This window comes from Streptomyces fumanus (assembly GCF_014655295.1).
Taxonomy (GTDB): Bacteria; Actinomycetota; Actinomycetes; order Streptomycetales; family Streptomycetaceae; genus Streptomyces; species Streptomyces fumanus.
Genome location: NZ_BNBI01000001.1, coordinates 682,563 through 699,980, shown reverse-complemented (window position 1 = coordinate 699,980; position 17,418 = coordinate 682,563). Strand labels below are relative to the sequence as shown.

Sequence of the window (17,418 nt, the reverse complement as noted above, 5' to 3'; positions counted from 1 at the left end):
CCGAGCAGCACATACGCGACGAAGCGTACGAAGGAAGGCAGTTCATGAGCAGCAACGAGACGCCCCGCGGCCCCGTCGACTCCTCCCGCGTCCCGCGCTACGCCGGACCCGCGACCTTCGCCCGGCTGCCCCGCCTGGACGAGGTCGGCGCCGCCGACGTGGCCGTGGTCGGCGTGCCCTTCGACTCCGGGGTCTCCTACCGGCCCGGCGCCCGCTTCGGCGGCAACGCCATCCGCGAGGCGTCCCGGCTGCTGCGCCCGTACAACCCGGCGCAGGACGCCGCCCCGTTCGCCCTCGCCCAGGTCGCCGACGGCGGGGACATCGCGGTCAACCCCTTCAACATCAACGAGGCCGTCGACACCATCGAGGCCGCCGCCGACGACCTGCTCGGCACCGGCGCCCGGCTGATGACCCTCGGCGGCGACCACACCATCGCCCTGCCGCTGCTGCGCTCGGTGGCGAAGAAGCACGGCCCCGTCGCCCTGCTCCATTTCGACGCCCACCTGGACACCTGGGACACCTACTTCGGCGCCGAGTACACCCACGGCACCCCGTTCCGCCGCGCCGTGGAGGAGGGCATCCTCGACACCTCCGCCCTCTCCCACGTCGGCACCCGCGGCCCGCTGTACGGCAAGAAGGACCTGGACGACGACGCCAAGATGGGCTTCGGCATCGTCACCTCGGCCGACGTCATGCGGCGCGGCGTCGACGAGGTCGCCGACCAGCTCCGCCAGCGCATCGGCGACCGCCCGCTGTACATCTCCATCGACATCGACTGCCTCGACCCCGCCCACGCGCCCGGCACCGGCACCCCCGAGGCCGGCGGCATGACCTCCCGCGAACTGCTGGAGATCCTGCGCGGCCTGGCCTCCTGCCACCTGGTCTCCGCCGACGTGGTCGAGGTGGCGCCCGCCTACGACCACGCCGAGATCACCTCGGTGGCCGCCTCCCACACCGCCTACGAACTGACCACGATCATGGCCCGACAGATCGCCGAGGCACGCGCCAAGTGACCCACGACCACGACCTGGAACTCCGTCCGACGCCCGCCCAGACGGAGGCGGCACTCGACCCTCCCCCCGGCCGCACCGGCGGAGACCTGGTCGTGGAGACCCTCGCCGGGCTCGGCGCGACCACCGTCTTCGGCCTGCCCGGCCAGCACGCCCTCGGCGTCTTCGACGCACTGCGCCGCTCCGACCTGCGCTACATCGGCCTGCGGGTGGAGAACAACGCCGGGTTCGCCGCCGACGCCTACGGCCGGATCACCGGCGAGGCCGCCCCGCTGCTGCTCTCCACCGGGCCCGGCGCGCTGACCTCGCTCGCCGCGCTCCAGGAGGCCCGCGCCGCCTCCGCGCCGGTGCTGGCGATCAGCAGCCAGGTCCCCACCGCGGGCCTGGGCGGCGGCCGGCACGGCTATCTGCACGAACTGCCCGACCAGGCCGCCTCGTTCCGGGGCGTGGTGAAGTCGGTGCACACCGTGCGGGCCGCCTCCCAGATCCCGTCCGCGATCGCCGAGGCGTGGCGGTCGGCGCTGACCGCCCCGCACGGCCCCGTCTGGGTCGAGATCCCGCAGGACGTCCTGCTCGCCGAGACCCTCCTGCCGGTGGTGACCGGCGTCGACGCCACCCCCGAGGAGCCCGCGCCCCGGGTGGAGCTCACCGCCGTCGCCGCCGACTGGCTCTCCCGCGCCGCCCGCCCCGCGATCATCGCCGGCGGCGGCGTGGTCCGCGCGGACGCCGCCGGCAAGCTGCGGCAGCTCGCCGAAGCGCTCCAGGCCCCGGTCGTCACCACCTTCGGCGGCAAGGGCGCCTTCCCCTGGCGGCACCCGCTCTCCCTGCAGTCCTGGCTGGAGGACCGGCACACCACCGACTTCCTGGAGGACGCCGACGTCCTGCTGGTCGTCGGCTCCGGGCTCGGCGAACTCTCCTCCAACTACCACACGTTCACACCCCGCGGCCGGGTCGTCCAGATCGAGGCCGACCTCGGCAAGCTGGAGGCCAACCACCCCGCCCTCGGCATCCACGCCGACGCCCGCCTCGCCCTCCAGGCCCTGCTGGAGACGGTCCGCCCCCGCGAGGACGCCGGCGCACCCGCCCGGGTCCGCGCCCTGCTGGACCGGGTCCGCGCCCGCATCGACGCCCAGGGCCTCGACCTGGAGCAGCGGGTCCTCGCCGCCGTCCGCCGGGCGCTGCCCGCCGACGCCCCGTCCTTCTGGGACATGACCATCCTGGCCTACTGGGCCTGGTCGGCCTTCGACGCCGGACGCCCCAACACCATGCACTCCGCCCAGGGCGCCGGCGGCCTCGGCTACGGCTTCCCCGCCGCCCTCGGCGCCGCCGCGGCCGACCCCACCCGCCCGGTCCTCGCCGTCTCCGGCGACGGCGGCGCCCTGTACTCGATCGCCGAGCTGGCCACCGCCCGCCAGTACGACCTCAACGTCACCTGGCTGATCGTCGACGACGGCGGCTACGGCATCCTCCGCGAGTACATGACCGACGCTTTCGGCCAGGCCACCGCCACCGAACTGACCCGCCCCGACTTCGTGGCCCTCGCCGAATCCTTCGGCGTCCCCGGCGTCCGCACCACCCCCGAGAACCTGACCGCCGACCTCACCGCGGCCCTCGCCGCCCCCGGCCCCTCCGTCGTCGTCCTCCCCGCCGTCCTGCGCATGTTCGCCCCCACCCACCGCACCTGACACCCGGAGGCGGCCCGCCCTCTCCCCCGAGACGAGGACGGGCCGCCGGTACCGCGCCGCGGCTACTTCAGCCGCAGCTCCGCCCAGGTCTTCTTGCCGACGATCCCGTCGTACGGCTTGACCTTGTACGTCTTCTGGAACCAGACCACGGCCTTCTTGGTCTTGCTGCCGAAGTCCCCGTCCACGCTCAGCTTCGGCTTGTAGGTGGTGGTCTGGTTGATCAGGGCCTGCACCTCGCGGACCGCGTTGCCCTTGCTGCCGGTGCGGACGGTCGCGTTGCCCTTGTAGTAGCCGCAGTACCAGCCGTACTTGCTGGTGTACTCGCACGTCTTCGCCGCGGCGGACGCGTCGTCCGCGTGCGCCCGCACGGCGACGGTGCCGGCGCCGCCGGTCTGGGCGGTGGCGACTCCGCTCGCCGCCCCGCCCAGCAGGGCGAGGGTGGCGACGCCGATCCCGACGGTCCTGCGCGTTGCGCTGATGGCCATGAAGGCTTCCCCCATTTCGGTCTTCCGTGTACCTCCCCGGCCGGTCGCCCGGGGACGTCACCGACCATGCCCGCCCGCCGCCGCCCTCCGCCACCGCCGCCCGGCAGATGCCGCCCACCCGGGACGTCCCACGCGCTGACCTGCGGGGACGCCCCCCGGGACGAGGCAGCGACGGGACGCCGGACCGCTCCGGCGCGATGACCGAAAAGCTACGGCCGCCGCGCCGGGCGCGGGAACCGGAGGCCCCGCGTGCGGCATCCTCGGTGACGACCTGGGAGTCGGACATGGGGGGGACATGTCTCGATGGAAGCAGTTGCCCGGCGCGCTCGACCCACGCGTCCGGCAGCTCGTCGTCCACCTGCGCAGAGTGAAGGACCACAGCGGCCTCAGCCTTCAGGCCCTGGCCGCGCGGACCGGCTACAGCCGTTCCTCGTGGGACCGCTACCTCAACGGCCGGGCCCTGCCGCCGCAGCGGGCCGTCGAGGCGCTCGCCCGCGCCTGCGGCACCGACCCGGCCCGGCTGCTGGCCCTGCACGAGATCGCCGTGCAGGCGGGCGGCGTCCCGGAGAGCACCGGGGACACCGCGCCGGCCGGCCCGGACGGCGAGGGCACCCCACCGCCGGGACGGCGGCGCCGGGTCGTCGCGCTGGTGGTGGCGGCCGTGGTGGTCCTCGCCGCCCTCGCCACGCTGGCCCTGACCACGCCCTGGGACAGCGGCCGCGGCACGGACGACGGGCCCCCGGCCGCCGTCGGCGCCGCGTCGGCGGCAGGCCCGGCCGCGAGCAGGGAACCGGACGCCGTACCACCGGACCCGTTCGTCTTCCGCACCGGCCAGGACCACCCCTGCCGGGTGCGGCGCGCGGACGACGGCCTGCTCTACGCCGGATACAGCCGCACCCGCACCGCGCTGCTCGGCAAGGGGTCCGCCCTGTGGGCCGTGGTCGAGGCCCAGTGCCTGCTGCGGCACCACGGCTTCCCGGCCGGCATCGCCGACGGCCTGTTCGGCAACCAGACCGAACGCGCCGTCAAACGCCTCCAGGACCAGGCCCGTATCGTCGTCGACGGCGTCATCGGCGAGGACACCTGGGGAGTGCTGCGGAGATGACGTCCGACCGGCCCGTGGAGTGCGAGCGGCTGGCCGCCGCGCTGCGGGAGCTGCGCGCCGGGACCGGGCTGAGCCTCGCCGCGCTGGCGACCAAGACGCCGTACAGCAAGTCGTCGTGGGAGCGTTATCTCAACGGCAAGACGCTGCCGCCGCGCGCGGCCGTGGTGGCGCTGTGCGAGCTGGCGGGCGAGGACCCGGCCCGCCCGGTCGCCCTGTGGGAACTGGCCGACGCCGCCTGGAGCGGCCGCGCCGCCGCGCCGCCGCCCGCACCGGCCGCCCCGCCCGCCCCCGAGGAGCCCCCGGCCCGCCGCCGTCCGCGCCGGGGCCCGCTCGCCGGGGCGGTGGGCGTCCTGGCCGCCGCCGCGATCGCCGTGCCCCTGATGGCCGGCGGCGGCTCCGGTGAGGACACCGCCCGTCCCACCCCGTCGCCGACGCCCTCGTTGCAGGGCTGCCACGGCAGCACCTGCACCGGCAAGGACCCCGAGCGGTACGGCTGCGGCGCCGAACCGCCGCCGCTCACCCTGAACCGGCACGTCTTCGCCGGCCGGACCGCGATCAAGATCCGGTACGGCGCGGTCTGCGGCGCGGTCTGGGCCCGGATCGACCTCGGCGAGGTCGGCGACCGCGTCGAGATCGTCGTCCCGCACCGGCCGCCGCTCCACTCCGAGGTGCGCGACGAGTACGACGCCCAGGGCTCCTTGTCCACCCCCATGGTCGCCGCCGGACGCCGCGACCTGGCGGGGGTGACGGCCTGCCTGGTGCGGGACGGGGTACGGCAGTGCTTCGGCACCGACGGTGCGCGGGGCGGGTAGCCGTCCCGCCGTCCGCCGGTGTGCGGGGCCGGTAGCCGTCCCGCCGGCCGCCGGTGTGCGGGGCCGGTAGCCGTCCCGCCGGCCGACGGTGCGCGGGGCCGGTAGCCGTCCGCCCAGCGGGAGAACCGGTTCTGCCGACTTCACCGGACGGCCCACCCCGCGTCACCGCCCCGCCCTACCGTGCCGCCATGCATCCGCATCCCAGAACCCCGCGCACCGCACTCGCCGCCCTCACCGCCGCTCTGGCGGCCGCCGCCTGCCTCACGGCCACCGGACCCGCCTCCGCCGCCCCGTCCGCGACCGCGCCCGGCGGCCCGGCACGGCACGCCTGCTCGCCGTCCGTCTCCCTCACCGGCTTCTCCGACGCCCTGGACAAGACGGTCTTCGAGGGGACCTACGCCGGCAACTTCTCCGCACTGGCCGCGGACGGCCGCCGCACCGTCGCCGCCCTCTCCGACCGGTCGGCCCTCTTCGAGCTGGACGCGGACACCCTGGCGCCGAGGTCCGTCGTCCCGCTCGCCGACGAGAGCGGGGCCGCGCTGGACGCGGAGGGCCTGGCCGTCGACCGCGACGGCACCTACCTGGTCTCCTCGGAGACCGAGCCCTCCGTACGCCGCTACTCCCGCACCGGCGCGATCCTGGACCGACTGCCGGTGCCGGAGGCGCTGCGCACCGCGCCGGCGGGCCGCGCCCGGGCCAACGGCAGCTTCGAGGGGCTGACCCTGCTGCCCGGCGGCCGGACCCTGATCGCCGCCATGGAGTACGCCCTGACCGGCGACGACCAGCGCCTCGTCCGGTTCCCGACCTGGCAGCGCGCCGGGAACGGCACCTGGCGGCCCGGCGCGCAGTACGCCTACCCGGTCGACGCCGGTCTCGGCGTGCCCGAGGTCACCGCGCTGCCCGACGGCCGTCTGCTGGTCCTGGAGCGCGGCTTCACCTCCGGCACCGGCAACACCGTCCGCCTCTACCTGGCCGACGCGCGCCGGGCCACCGACGTCAGCGGCACCGCCGCCCTCACCCCGGACGGCGTCCGGACGGTGTCCAAGCGCCTGCTCGCCGACCTGGTCGACTGCCCCTCCCTCGGGGCGACGGCCAAGCAGCCGCAGCCCAACCCGCTGCTGGACAACATCGAGGGCATGGCGGTCACCGGTCACGGCCCGGGCGGTCTGCGGGTCCTGCTGGTCAGCGACGACAACCAGAGTGCCGCCCAGACCACCCGCTTCCTGCGCCTGCGGGTGCGCCCCTGACCGCCGCCGATTGTTGCGGCGGGATGAAATCCGCTCGTCAGCGCGTTGGTGCCTGGCGGCAGACCAGGACGAGCGGAGGGCACCGGCGTGGACGCGCAACGGGGATGGGTACGACGACTGGCGGGCTATGCCTGGCGCCACCCCCGGGACGTCGTCCTGGCCCTCGGCTCCTCGCTGGCCGGCATGGCCGTGCTGGCGCTGGTCCCGCTGATCACCAAAGTCATCATCGACGACGTGATCGGGGCGAAGACCCGGTCGATGGCCCTCTGGGCGGGCCTCCTGATCGGCGCGGCCGTCGTCGTGTACGTCCTGACCTACATCCGCCGCTATTACGGCGGCCGGCTCGCCCTGGACGTCCAGCACGACCTGCGGACCGAGATGTACGGCACGATCACCCGGCTGGACGGGCGGCGCCAGGACGAGCTGTCCACCGGGCAGGTCGTGGGGCGGGCGACGAGCGACCTCCAGTTGATCCAGGGCCTGCTGTTCATGCTGCCGATGACCATCGGCAATCTGCTGCTGTTCCTGCTCTCCCTGGTCATCATGGCGTGGCTGTCGCCGCCGCTCACCCTGGTCGCGCTGGCGGTGGCGCCCGCCCTGGGGATCATCGCCCGCCGCAGCCGCACCCGGCTGCACCCCGCCACCTGGTACGCGCAGGCCCAGGCCGCCGCCGTCGCGGGCGTCGTGGACGGCGCCGTCAGCGGGGTCCGGGTGGTGAAGGGCTTCGGGCAGGAGGAGCAGGAGACCGGGAAGCTGCGCGAGGTCGGCCGCAAGCTGTTCGCGGGCCGGCTGCGCACCATCCGGCTCAACTCCCGCTACACCCCCGCCCTGCAGGCCGTACCCGCCCTCGGGCAGGTCGCGATGCTGGCGCTCGGCGGCTGGCTGGCGGTGCGCGGGCACATCACGCTCGGCACGTTCGTCGCGTTCTCCACCTATCTCGCGCAGCTCGTCGGCCCGGTCCGGATGCTCGCCATGGTCCTCACCGTCGGCCAGCAGGCCCGGGCCGGCACCGAGCGCGTCCTGGAGCTGATCGACACCGAGCCGACGATGGCCGACGGCACCAAGGTGCTCCCCGCGGACGCGCCCGCGGCCGTCGAGTTCGACGACGTGGCCTTCGGCTACGACCCGGAGCGCCCGGTGCTGCGCGGGCTCACCTTCCGGATCTGCCCGGGGGAGACCCTCGCCGTGGTCGGCTCCTCCGGTTCCGGCAAGTCCACCGTCTCCCTGCTGCTGCCGCGCTTCTACGACGTGACCCACGGCGCCGTCCTGATCGGCGGGCACGATGTGCGCGAGCTGACCCTGGACTCGCTGCGGTCCGCGATCGGCCTGGTCCCGGAGGACTCCTTCCTCTTCTCCGACACCGTCCGCGCCAACATCGCCTACGGCCGCCCGGACGCCACCGACGAGGAGATCGAGGCCGCCGCCCGCGCCGCGCAGGCGCACGGCTTCATCAGCGAGCTGCCCGACGGGTACGGCACCACCGTCGGCGAGCACGGCCTGACCCTCTCCGGCGGGCAGCGGCAGCGGATCGCGCTGGCCCGCGCGCTGCTCACCGACCCCCGGCTGCTGGTCCTGGACGACGCCACCTCCGCCGTGGACGCCCGGGTCGAGCACGAGATCCACGAGGCGCTGCGGGAGGTCATGCGGGACCGGACCACGTTGCTGATCGCCCACCGCCGCTCCACCCTGAACCTCGCCGACCGCATCGCCGTCCTGGACGGCGGCCGGCTCGCCGACCTCGGCACCCACGAGGAACTCCAGGAGCGGTGCGCGCTGTACCGCAAGCTGCTCACCGACCCGGACGAGCTGGGCGGCGTCTCGCCCGGCCACGCCCGCCCCGCCGAGCTCCCGGACGACACCTCCGTACGGGATGAGCTGGACGCCGAGTATGACGCCGAGCGGGGGATCACGCCCCGGCTGTGGGCGGGGGAGCGCACCCCCCGGGACGCGGCCCTGGCCGGCACCCCGGCCACGCCCGAGCTGCTCGCGCGGGTCGAGGCGCTGCCCCCGGCCACCGACGTCCCCGACGTGGACGAGGAGCGGGCGGTCCAGCCCGAGGAGTCCTACGGGCTGCGCCGCCTGCTGCGCGGCTTCGGCCGCCCGCTGCTGGTCAGCCTCGCCCTGGTCGCCGCCGACGCCGGTCTCGGCCTGCTGCTGCCGGTGCTGATCCGGCACGGCATCGACGACGGCGTGGAACGGCTCGCGCTCGGCGCGGTCTGGACGGCGTCGCTGCTGGCGCTGTGCGCCGTGCTCGCCCAGTGGGCGGCGCAGACCGGCGAGATCCGCAAGACCGGCCGGACCGGCGAACGGGTGCTGTACGCGCTGCGCCTGAAGATCTTCGCCCAGCTCCAGCGGCTCGGCCTGGACTACTACGAGCGCGAGCTGACCGGCCGGATCATGACCCGGATGACCACGGACGTCGACGCGCTCTCCACGTTCCTGCAGACCGGCCTGGTCACCGCGTTCGTGTCGGTCGTCACCTTCTTCGGCATCATGGCCGCCCTGCTGGTCATCGACCTCCAGCTCGCCCTGGTGGTGTTCGCGACCCTCCCGCCGCTGATCGTCGCCACCTGGTTCTTCCGCCGGGCCAGCGTGAAGGCGTACGAACTGGCCCGCGAGCGGGTCTCGGCGGTCAACGCCGACCTCCAGGAGTCGGTGGCGGGCCTGCGGATCGTGCAGGCGTTCCGGCGCGAGGCGGACGGCGGGCGGCGGTTCGCCGAGCGCAGCGAGAGCTACCGGCGGGCCCGCATCCGCGGCCAGTGGCTGATCTCGGTCTACTTCCCGTTCGTGCAGTTCCTGTCCTCCGTCGCCGCCGCGGCCGTCATGATCGTGGGCGGTGCCCGGATCGACGACGCGACGCTGACCACCGGCGCGCTGGTGGCGTACCTGCTCTACATCGACCTGTTCTTCGCGCCGGTGCAGCAGCTCTCCCAGGTCTTCGACGGCTACCAGCAGGCCGCCGTCTCGCTCGGCCGGATCCAGGAACTGCTGCGCGAACCGGCCTCCACCCGGCTCGCCGCCAAGCCGCTGGACGTGCCCTCGCTGCGGGGCGAGATCGCCTTCGAGGACGTCCGCTTCCGGTACGGCGACGAGGAGGAGGCGCTGGCCGGGGTGAGCCTGCGCATCCCGGCCGGGCAGACGGTGGCGTTCGTCGGCGAGACCGGCGCGGGCAAGTCCACGCTGGTGAAGCTGGTCGCCCGGTTCTACGACCCGACCGGCGGCCGGGTCACCGTCGACGGCCGGGACCTGAGGGACCTCGACCTGACCGCCTACCGGCACCGGCTCGGGGTCGTCCCGCAGGAGGCGTACCTCTTCCCCGGCACCGTCCGGGACGCCATCGCCTACGGCCGCCCGGACGCCACCGACGCCGAGGTGGAGGCGGCGGCCCGGGCGGTCGGCGCCCACGAGATGATCGCCACCCTGGAGGGCGGCTACCTCCACGAGGTCGCCGAGCGCGGCCGCAACCTCTCCGCCGGGCAGCGCCAGTTGATCGCGCTGGCCCGCGCCGAACTGGTCGACCCGGACGTGCTGCTCCTGGACGAGGCGACCGCCGCCCTGGACCTGGCCACCGAGGCGCAGGTCAACCAGGCCGCCGACCGGCTGGCGGGCCGGCGCACCACCCTGGTGGTCGCGCACCGGCTGACCACCGCCGCCCGCGCCGACCGGGTCGTGGTGATGGACCACGGCCGGGTCGCCGAGGACGGCACCCACGAGGAACTCCTCGCCCGCGGCGGCCGGTACGCGGAGCTGTGGCGGACGTTCGTCGGGGCGGACGAGCCCGGGGAGCCGGTCGGCGCCACCCGATGACCCTCGCGCAACCGTGCGACCGGTGCCGTGCGTCCGTACAGCCGTACGCCCGTGACCGCCGAACGGAGGAGGGGTCCCCGTGACCCGGAGCGCCGTGATCCGCCGGCGACTGGCGCTCGGCGCGGCCCTGCTGGCCGCCGCCGGGCTGCTCGTCGTCGCCGCGCCGCGAGACGCGCTGGCCGCGTCGTCCTGTCCGGGCCGCAAGGTGCGCACCCTGCCGTTCTCCACCGGCTCCGTCGTGGTGCACAAGCGCGGCGGGTACCTCTGCGCCGTCACCCTGCCCAAGAAGCCCGGCACCAAGCGGACCATGTCGGTCAGCCTCCGGGCGCGCGGCGGCCGGCCGGTCGTCGACGAGGGCCGGTACGCCTACCGGGCCGGGCCGGTGACCGTGCACGCCGGCCGGCGCTGCGTCTGGGTCGAGGGCCGGGTCGGCCGGGGCTCGGTCACCTCCGGCTGGATCCTGTGCTGAACCACAGGTTTCTCCCAGCGATTCGCGCGCTCCCCTGGTGCGTGGCCGAGAAGCTCCGATAGCTTCCGGCGGACGTCAGATACCCAGGGGAGGGTGCATGCGCAAGGCGCTCAGATGGCTGCTGGCGCTGGCCGTGCTCATAGGCACCGTCAGCACGGCCGGGGCGGCCACCGCCGCCCAGCCGGAGGCCACCGACATCAAGGACAGGCTGCTCTCCGTGCCGGGGATGAGCCTGATCGAGGAGAAGCCGTACCCCGGCTACCGCTTCTTCGTGCTCAACTACACCCAGCCGGTCGACCACCGGCACCCGTCCAAGGGCACCTTCCAGCAGCGGATCACCGTGCTGCACAAGGACACCGCCCGCCCGACGGTCTTCTACACCGGCGGCTACAGCGTCTCCACCACACCGAGCCGCCGCGAGCCGACCCAGATCGTGGACGGCAACCAGGTGTCCATGGAGTACCGCTACTTCACCCCGTCCCGGCCCGAGCCGGCCGACTGGTCGAAGCTGGACATCTGGCAGGCCGCCAGCGACCAGCACCGCATCTTCACCGCCCTGAAGAAGATCTACTCCCAGAACTGGATCTCCACGGGCGGCTCCAAGGGCGGCATGACGGCCACCTACTACGAGCGGTTCTACCCGCGTGACATGGACGGCGTGGTCGCCTACGTCGCCCCCAACGACGTGGTGAACAAGGAGGACTCGGCCTACGACCGGTTCTTCGCGACCGTCGGCACCAAGGAGTGCCGCGACCGGCTGAACGGGGTGCAGCGCGAGGCGCTGGTGCGCCGGGCCGCGCTGGAGGAGCGGTACCGGGCGTACGCCGCCGAGAACGGCTACACCTTCACCACCATCGGCAGCCTGGACCGCGCCTACGAGGCCGTCGTCCTGGACTACGTGTGGGGCTTCTGGCAGTACAGCACCCTGAAGGACTGCGACACGATCCCGGCGGACGCCAAGAACGCCACCGACGGCGAGATCTGGGACTCCGTCGACACGATCTCCGGCTTCGCGGCCTACACCGACCAGGGCCTGACCCCGTACACGCCGTACTACTACCAGGCCGGCACCCAGCTCGGCGCGCCGACCATCCACTTCCCGCACATCGAGAAGAAGTACATCCGCTACGGCTACCAGCCGCCGCGCAACTTCGTGCCCCGGGAGATCCCGATGCGGTTCCAGCCGTTCGTGATGGACGACGTGGACGCGTGGGTCAAGCGCAACGCCCGGCAGATGCTGTTCGTGTACGGGCAGAACGACCCGTGGGGCGCCGAACCGTTCCGCCTGGGCAAGGGGGCCCGTGACTCCTACGTGTTCACCGCGCCCGGCATGAACCACGGCGCCAACGTCGCCGGTCTGGTCCCGGAGCAGAAGGCGCTCGCCACCGCCCGCATCCTCGACTGGGCGGGCGTCGCGTCCGCCGCCGTCCAGGAGAACCCGTCGGCGGCCAAGCCGCTGGCCCGCTTCGACGCCAAGCTGGACCAGCGGAACATCGAGCGGGAGCCCGCCCTGCGCCCGTGACCGGCGCCGCGCGGCGGCCCACCGCGACACCGGGCGGCCCCGCCGGGACGGAGCTTTCCGTCCCGGCGGGGCACGGCCCTCACCTCCGGTACGTCAGCCCGTACCCGACCGGGTACAGCACCGTCGCCGGATCGTCCGCCCGCACCACCGGCACCGGCAGCCTGCCGCGCGGCTCCGCCCGCCCGGCGATCACCCGGGCCGCCGCCCGCACCTCCACGTCGGTCCAGGAGTAGGCGGCCAGCACGGCCGGCACGCCGGGCAACCGGGCCACGTCGTAGGGGTTGCGGACGGCGACCGCGACGACGGGCTTGCCGGTGCCGAGCAGTTCCCGTACGAGGGTGCGCTGGCCGCTGGAAGCGGTGACGTTGTAGGTGGCGACGACCACCGCGTCCGCGTCACCGGCCGCCGCGACCGCGCGGGCGACGGTGGCGGAGCCGGGGGCGGTGCCGGTGGACAGGGCGGTGGCGGTGAAGCCCAGTTCGGTGAGGGCGCCCGCGAGCACCGCGGTCGGCGGGCCGGTGGTGCCGGACGGGGAGGCCGGGTCGGCGCCCACCACGAGCAGCCTCGGCGTCCGCCGCCGGGACAGCGGCAGCAGGTGCCCCTCGTTGACCAGCAGGGTCGTCGTCCGCTCGGCGATACGGTCGGCCGCCGCCAGATGAGCGCGGGTGCCGACGGTCCGGTCCACCGCCCGCGCGGTGGTGTACGGGTCCCGGAACAGACCCAGCTTCGCCTTCAGCCGCAGCACCCGCAGGATCGATTCCTCAAGGCGGGCCTCGGTGAGTTCCCCGTTCCGTACGGCCGTCAGCACGGCGTTCCAGGCCAGGTCCAGGTCGGGCGGGTTGAGGAGCTGGTCGACGCCCGCCTTCAGGGCCAGCACCGGCACCCGGGCGTCGCCGTACTTGGTGCGCACGCCCTCCATGCCGAGGGAGTCGGTGACCACGACCCCGTCGTAGCCCAGTTCCTCGCGGAGCAAGCCGGTGAGGATGGGGCGGGAGAGGGTGGCGGGGTCACCGGAGTCGTCGAGCGCGGGGACCATGAGGTGGGCGGTCATGATGGAGTCGATGCCGGCCGCGATCGCCGCCCGGAACGGCGGGGCGTCCAGCTCCTCCCACTGTGCCCGGCTGTGCGTGATGACGGGAAAGCCGGTGTGGCTGTCGACGGCGGTGTCCCCGTGCCCGGGGAAGTGCTTGGCGCAGGCGGCGACCCCCGACCCCTGGTACCCGGTCACCTCGGCCGCCACCAGCGAGGCCACGGCCCGCGGGTCGGCGCCGAAGGAGCGGACGCCGATCACCGGGTTGGCCGGGTTCACGTTCACGTCGGCGACCGGGGCGTAGTCCTGGCGGATGCCCATCGCGCGCAGCTCGGCGCCCGCGATCCGGCCGAGGGTCCGGGCGTCGGCCCGGGAGCGTCCCGCGCCGATCGCCATGGCGCCGGGGAACAGCGTGGCCGGCTCGCCCACCCGGGCCACTATGCCGTGCTCCTGGTCGGTGGAGATCAGCACGGGCAGCCCGCGCTGCTGGGCCAGGGACGCCCGCTGGATGCCGTTGGACAGGGCGGCGATCTGCCGGGGGTCGCGGGTGTTGTGCGCCCAGGCGAAGTAGATGATGCCGCCGACCCGGTACCTGGCGATCAGCTCGGCGGCGGTGCGCACACCGATCTCCGCGAGGTTGGCGTCGATGTCGGCCTGGTCGGGGTCGGTGGCGGAGTGGCCGTAGACCCGCATCACGAAGAGCTGGCCGACCTTCTCCTCCAGGCTCATCCGGGAGATGAGGGAGCGGAGCCGCTCGTCGTCGGCGGGGGCGGCGGGCCGGGCGGACGCGGTGCCGCCGGCGGCCAGCGCCGCGGTGACGCCCGCGCCGGCCGCGAGGACCGTGCGTCTGGCGGGCCGGGCGGTGTTTCCGGTGCTTCCCGTGCTGCTGTCGGGCACGTGCGCTCCTTCCGGAGGCCGGTGAAGGAAACTTCCGAGGTGTCACCAATATCCGGGAAGTTTCTGCCAGTCAAGGGAACGCACAGGCCGAGGGGCGGGGTCGGCCCGGGGTGTCAGGCGCGTGGGTGGGAGGCCGCCGCCGGCCAGTGCGCGCGCAGCGACCGCACGGTCTCGGCGATGGCCGGGCGGCGGGCCGCGCCCGTGCGCCACAGGGCGTACAGGTGCCGCACCGGCATCGGGTCCAGCGGCACCTCCACCACCCCCGCGGGCAGCGGCCCGCGCCCGAGGCGGGGGATCAGCGCCACGCCGAGCCCGGCGGCGACCAGCGCCACCAGCGTCGGGTTCTCGTCGGCCTGGTGGACGATGTCCGGTTCGTGCCCGGCGGCGCGCAGGGTGCGCTGGAGCCAGTCGTGGCAGACCCGGCCGGGCGGCTGGCAGATCCACCGCTCGCCGCCCAGCTCCTCCCGCCGTACCGCCGCCCGCCCGGCGAACGGGTGCCCCTCCGGGACCAGCAGGTCGCACAGGTCGTCGCCGATGGCCGCCTGCTCCACCCCGGCCGGCGCGGGCAGCGGCGCGATGTCCCAGTCGTGCGCCACCACCAGGTCGACGGCCCCCTTGGCGACCAGGTCGACGGAGAGGTGCGGGTCGACCTCGGTGAGCCGGGTGTCCAGCGCGGGGTGCCGGCGGGCGAGGTCGGCGAGCACGGCGGGCAGCAGTCCGCGCGCCGCCGACGCGAACGCCGCGATGGTCAGCTTCCCGGCCGGCCGCCCCCGCCGCTCCTCCAGCTCGGTCTCCGCCCGCTCCACGATCGCCAGCAACTCCCGCGCGGTCTCGGCGAGTTGCCGCGCCTCGTCGGTGAGCCGGACGCCCCGGCCCGCCCGTTCCAGCAGCACGGTACGGGTCTCCCGTTCCAGCTTGGCGATCTGCTGGGACACGGCGGACGGCGTGTAGCCGAGCGCGGTGGCGGCGGCCCCGACCGTGCCGTGCACGGCGACCGCGTGCAGGGCGCGCAGCCGCTGGAGGTCGAGCATGAGGACCCCTCGTTCGTTCAGCGTTGCTTCATCCGACAGTGCAGCAATCATCGCTAGTGCTTCACGGTCGGGGAAGGTGATCCTCGACGCATGCGACCGTCACATCTCTTCCTCGCCGTTCTCGTCGCCGCCGTGTGGGGCGTGAACTTCACCGTCATCGAGATCGGCCTCGGCCACTTCCCGCCGCTGCTCTTCTCCGCCCTGCGCTTCCTGGTGGCGGCGCTGCCCGCGGTGTTCCTGGTCGGCCGCCCCAAGGTGGCCTGGAAGTGGATCGTGGCGGTCGGACTCGCCCTGGGCGTGGCCAAGTTCGGCCTGGTCTTCTACGGCATGGACGCGGGCATGCCGGCCGGGCTGACCTCCCTGGTGCTCCAGGTGCAGGCGGTGTTCACCGCCGTCATCGCCGCCGCCGTCCTGGGCGAACGGCCCACCCGGATACGGGCGGCGGGCATGCTGGTCGCCCTCGCCGGCATCGCCGTCGCGGCGGTCGACGAGGGCGCCTCGGGCCCGCTGGGCGCCTTCGCGCTGGTGGTCGCGGCGGCGTTCTGCTGGGGCGTGTCCAACGTCCTGACCCGCCGGGCGGCGCCGCCGGACGCGCTGAACTTCATGGTGTGGGTGAGCACCGTCCCGGTCCTGCCGCTGCTCGGCCTGTCCCTGCTCACGGAGGGGGCCGACCGGGACCTGGCGGCGCTGCGCGCGCTGGACTGGCAGGGCGCGGGCACGGTCCTCTTCGTCGCCTGGGTCGCCACCGTCTTCGGCTTCGGCGCCTGGGGCTGGCTGCTGCGCCGCCACCCGGCCTCCGCGGTCGCCCCGTTCTCCCTGCTGGTCCCGGTCTTCGGCATGTCGTCGGCGGCCCTGTTCCTCGGCGAGCCGGTCTCCCCGCTGCGCTGGTGCGCGGCGGCCCTGCTGGTCGGCGGCGTGGCACTGACCTCGGTGACCCCCCGGCACCGCCCGGCGGACAGGCCCACCGGAACCGGGCCGCGACCACGAACAAAGGGGCCGGAACTCCAGGCGGCGGCCACCGGAAAGGCAACCCCATAGACACACGAGAACACGGCCTTCCCGCTCATCCCATAAGTGCTGTGTTATCGGCCCATCGATAGGACTTGTCCGGCCGGTCATTCACTCGTGTGCCACGTACCCAGCGGGTTCGCGGTCGCGTTAGTCGGAACATGACCAAGGTGACTGAGGGGGGCCGGCTTCTCGTGGCATGCGGAGAACCGGGTCGGATCGCACGCGAAGTGAATGAGCGGCCCGCGTTCTCGCGGGCGGAATGACCGGGGTCGCATCATGTACGGCGAGGAATCCGCATACCGTCCGCAATTCCCGGACCCGCACCCCCTCGGCACTTACGACTTCCCGCCCGGCGACGGCCGGCACCGCGCCGCCCCCGCCCCCGCCCCCGCCCCCGAGTACGCCACCCCGCCGCTGGTCCCGGACATGTCCTGGGACCCGGCCGAGGAACTGGCCTTCATGCTCCAGGACGCCCTCGCGGACCGCGGCCCGGACCTCCCCCCGGCGCCCGGCGAGACCCCGGCGGCGGCCCCCGCGCCCGGCAGCCCGCTGGACAACCTCCAGGAGATCACCGCGGAGCTGCCGCCCCTGCGGGACGCCGCCCCCAGCCACCGCAGGGTGCGCGAGCGCCGCCGCCCGCGCGGACTGGACGCCGTCAGTTACCTCACCGCCGCCCTCGCCACCGTCATCGCCTCCGCGGTGAGCCTGCTCAGCGGCGTGGTCGCCTACGACCCGCTGCGCGTCGTCGCCCTGACCCGGCTCCAGTCCGGGGTGGTGTCCTGGTGGCCGCTGCTGGTCTTCGGGCCCTGGCTGGTGGCCTCGCTCTCCGTGCTGCGGGCGGCGCTGCACCAGCGCCGGGCCGTGCACTCCTGGTGCGTGGTCCTGGTCTTCTCGCTGATCTCGGTCTTCCTCTGCGTGGTCCAGGCGCCGGGCACCGTCATCGACGTCGCCGCCGCGGGCCTGCCGGGGCTCGCCGCCCTGGCCTGCTTCCAGCAGCTCGTGCGCCAGATCACCCTGACCCGCCCGCCCCGGCGGACGGCGCCCCGGCACCGGGCGGGGGCCGAGCCGGAGCAGCCGGCCGGGGCGGAGCAGGAGCCGGAGGCGGTGCCGGACCCGGCGGGCCCCGAGGCCGCCGTGCCGCCCGGCGTCCGCCCGCCGGGCCCCGTACCGCAGCGCGCCGAGCGCACCATGAAGACGTACGTGATCAGCGACAACCGCCGCCTGCGCGGCCGGCACCCCGCCTACACCGGCCCGGTGCCGGGGCCGCGCCGCGGCCAGTGAACGCCGGGGCGGGTATTACCCAGGCA

Annotated in this window: 13 protein-coding genes; 10 read left to right on the top strand and 3 right to left on the bottom strand. The window is 74.5% G+C overall.

Annotated elements, in window-relative coordinates; genetic code table 11:
• The first annotated feature begins 44 nt into the window (after positions 1 to 44).
• Together speB and IE316_RS03070 are read left to right on the top strand one after the other, a co-directional pair.
• A complete protein-coding gene (gene speB, locus IE316_RS03075; protein ID WP_190202506.1) occupies positions 45 to 1,013 on the top strand; it encodes an agmatinase in 969 nt (322 codons plus the stop codon).
• Positions 1,010 to 2,695, top strand: a complete 1,686-nt coding sequence (locus IE316_RS03070; RefSeq protein ID WP_190202505.1) for a thiamine pyrophosphate-binding protein — start codon at positions 1,010 to 1,012, stop codon at positions 2,693 to 2,695. Before speB ends, IE316_RS03070 begins: the two co-directional genes overlap by 4 nt.
• 62 nt (positions 2,696 to 2,757) lie before the next feature.
• Here IE316_RS03070 and IE316_RS03065 read toward each other — a convergent pair whose 3' ends face one another.
• Positions 2,758 to 3,180 (bottom strand): peptidoglycan-binding domain-containing protein, encoded by a 423-nt coding sequence (locus IE316_RS03065; RefSeq protein WP_190202504.1) that lies wholly within the window; start codon positions 3,178 to 3,180, stop codon positions 2,758 to 2,760.
• Between the two features lie 295 nt (positions 3,181 to 3,475).
• Here IE316_RS03065 and IE316_RS03060 point away from each other — a divergent pair, with 295 nt between their 5' ends.
• The 6 genes from IE316_RS03060 (at position 3,476) to IE316_RS03035 (ending at position 12,142) form a co-directional block, all read left to right on the top strand.
• Complete coding sequence (locus IE316_RS03060) at positions 3,476 to 4,285, top strand: helix-turn-helix domain-containing protein (RefSeq protein ID WP_190202503.1); 810 nt, start codon at positions 3,476 to 3,478, stop codon at positions 4,283 to 4,285.
• Positions 4,282 to 5,097 (top strand): helix-turn-helix domain-containing protein, encoded by an 816-nt coding sequence (locus IE316_RS03055; protein ID WP_190202502.1) that lies wholly within the window; start codon positions 4,282 to 4,284, stop codon positions 5,095 to 5,097. Before IE316_RS03060 ends, IE316_RS03055 begins: the two co-directional genes overlap by 4 nt.
• Before the next feature lie 188 nt (positions 5,098 to 5,285).
• Complete coding sequence (locus IE316_RS03050) at positions 5,286 to 6,344, top strand: esterase-like activity of phytase family protein (protein ID WP_190202501.1); 1,059 nt, start codon at positions 5,286 to 5,288, stop codon at positions 6,342 to 6,344.
• Between the two features lie 87 nt (positions 6,345 to 6,431).
• On the top strand, positions 6,432 to 10,151 hold the full coding sequence (locus tag IE316_RS03045) for an ABC transporter ATP-binding protein (RefSeq protein WP_190202500.1): 3,720 nt from the start codon (positions 6,432 to 6,434) through the stop codon (positions 10,149 to 10,151).
• Positions 10,152 to 10,230: 79 nt separating this feature from the next.
• A complete protein-coding gene (locus IE316_RS03040; protein ID WP_190202499.1) occupies positions 10,231 to 10,620 on the top strand; it encodes a hypothetical protein in 390 nt (129 codons plus the stop codon).
• 97 nt (positions 10,621 to 10,717) lie between these two features.
• Positions 10,718 to 12,142: a S28 family serine protease gene (locus tag IE316_RS03035; protein WP_190202498.1), complete on the top strand. Its 1,425-nt coding sequence runs from the start codon at positions 10,718 to 10,720 to the stop codon at positions 12,140 to 12,142.
• A gap of 79 nt (positions 12,143 to 12,221) precedes the next feature.
• Here the strand turns inward: IE316_RS03035 and IE316_RS03030 are convergent, their stop codons facing one another.
• Positions 12,222 to 14,069: a glycoside hydrolase family 3 protein gene (locus IE316_RS03030; protein WP_190202497.1), complete on the bottom strand. Its 1,848-nt coding sequence runs from the start codon at positions 14,067 to 14,069 to the stop codon at positions 12,222 to 12,224.
• 113 nt (positions 14,070 to 14,182) lie between these two features.
• Entirely contained in the window at positions 14,183 to 15,100 is a 918-nt protein-coding gene (locus IE316_RS03025; RefSeq protein ID WP_190202496.1) for a LysR family transcriptional regulator, read from the bottom strand.
• Between the two features lie 90 nt (positions 15,101 to 15,190).
• Here IE316_RS03025 and IE316_RS03020 point away from each other — a divergent pair, with 90 nt between their 5' ends.
• A complete protein-coding gene (locus tag IE316_RS03020; RefSeq protein WP_190202495.1) occupies positions 15,191 to 16,138 on the top strand; it encodes an EamA family transporter in 948 nt (315 codons plus the stop codon).
• A 249-nt stretch (positions 16,139 to 16,387) separates the two neighbouring features.
• Positions 16,388 to 17,392 carry a DUF2637 domain-containing protein gene (locus tag IE316_RS35285; RefSeq protein ID WP_229910163.1) on the top strand — a complete coding sequence of 335 codons (1,005 nt, stop codon included), beginning with the start codon at positions 16,388 to 16,390 and terminating at the stop codon, positions 17,390 to 17,392.
• Positions 17,393 to 17,418 lie beyond the last annotated feature (26 nt).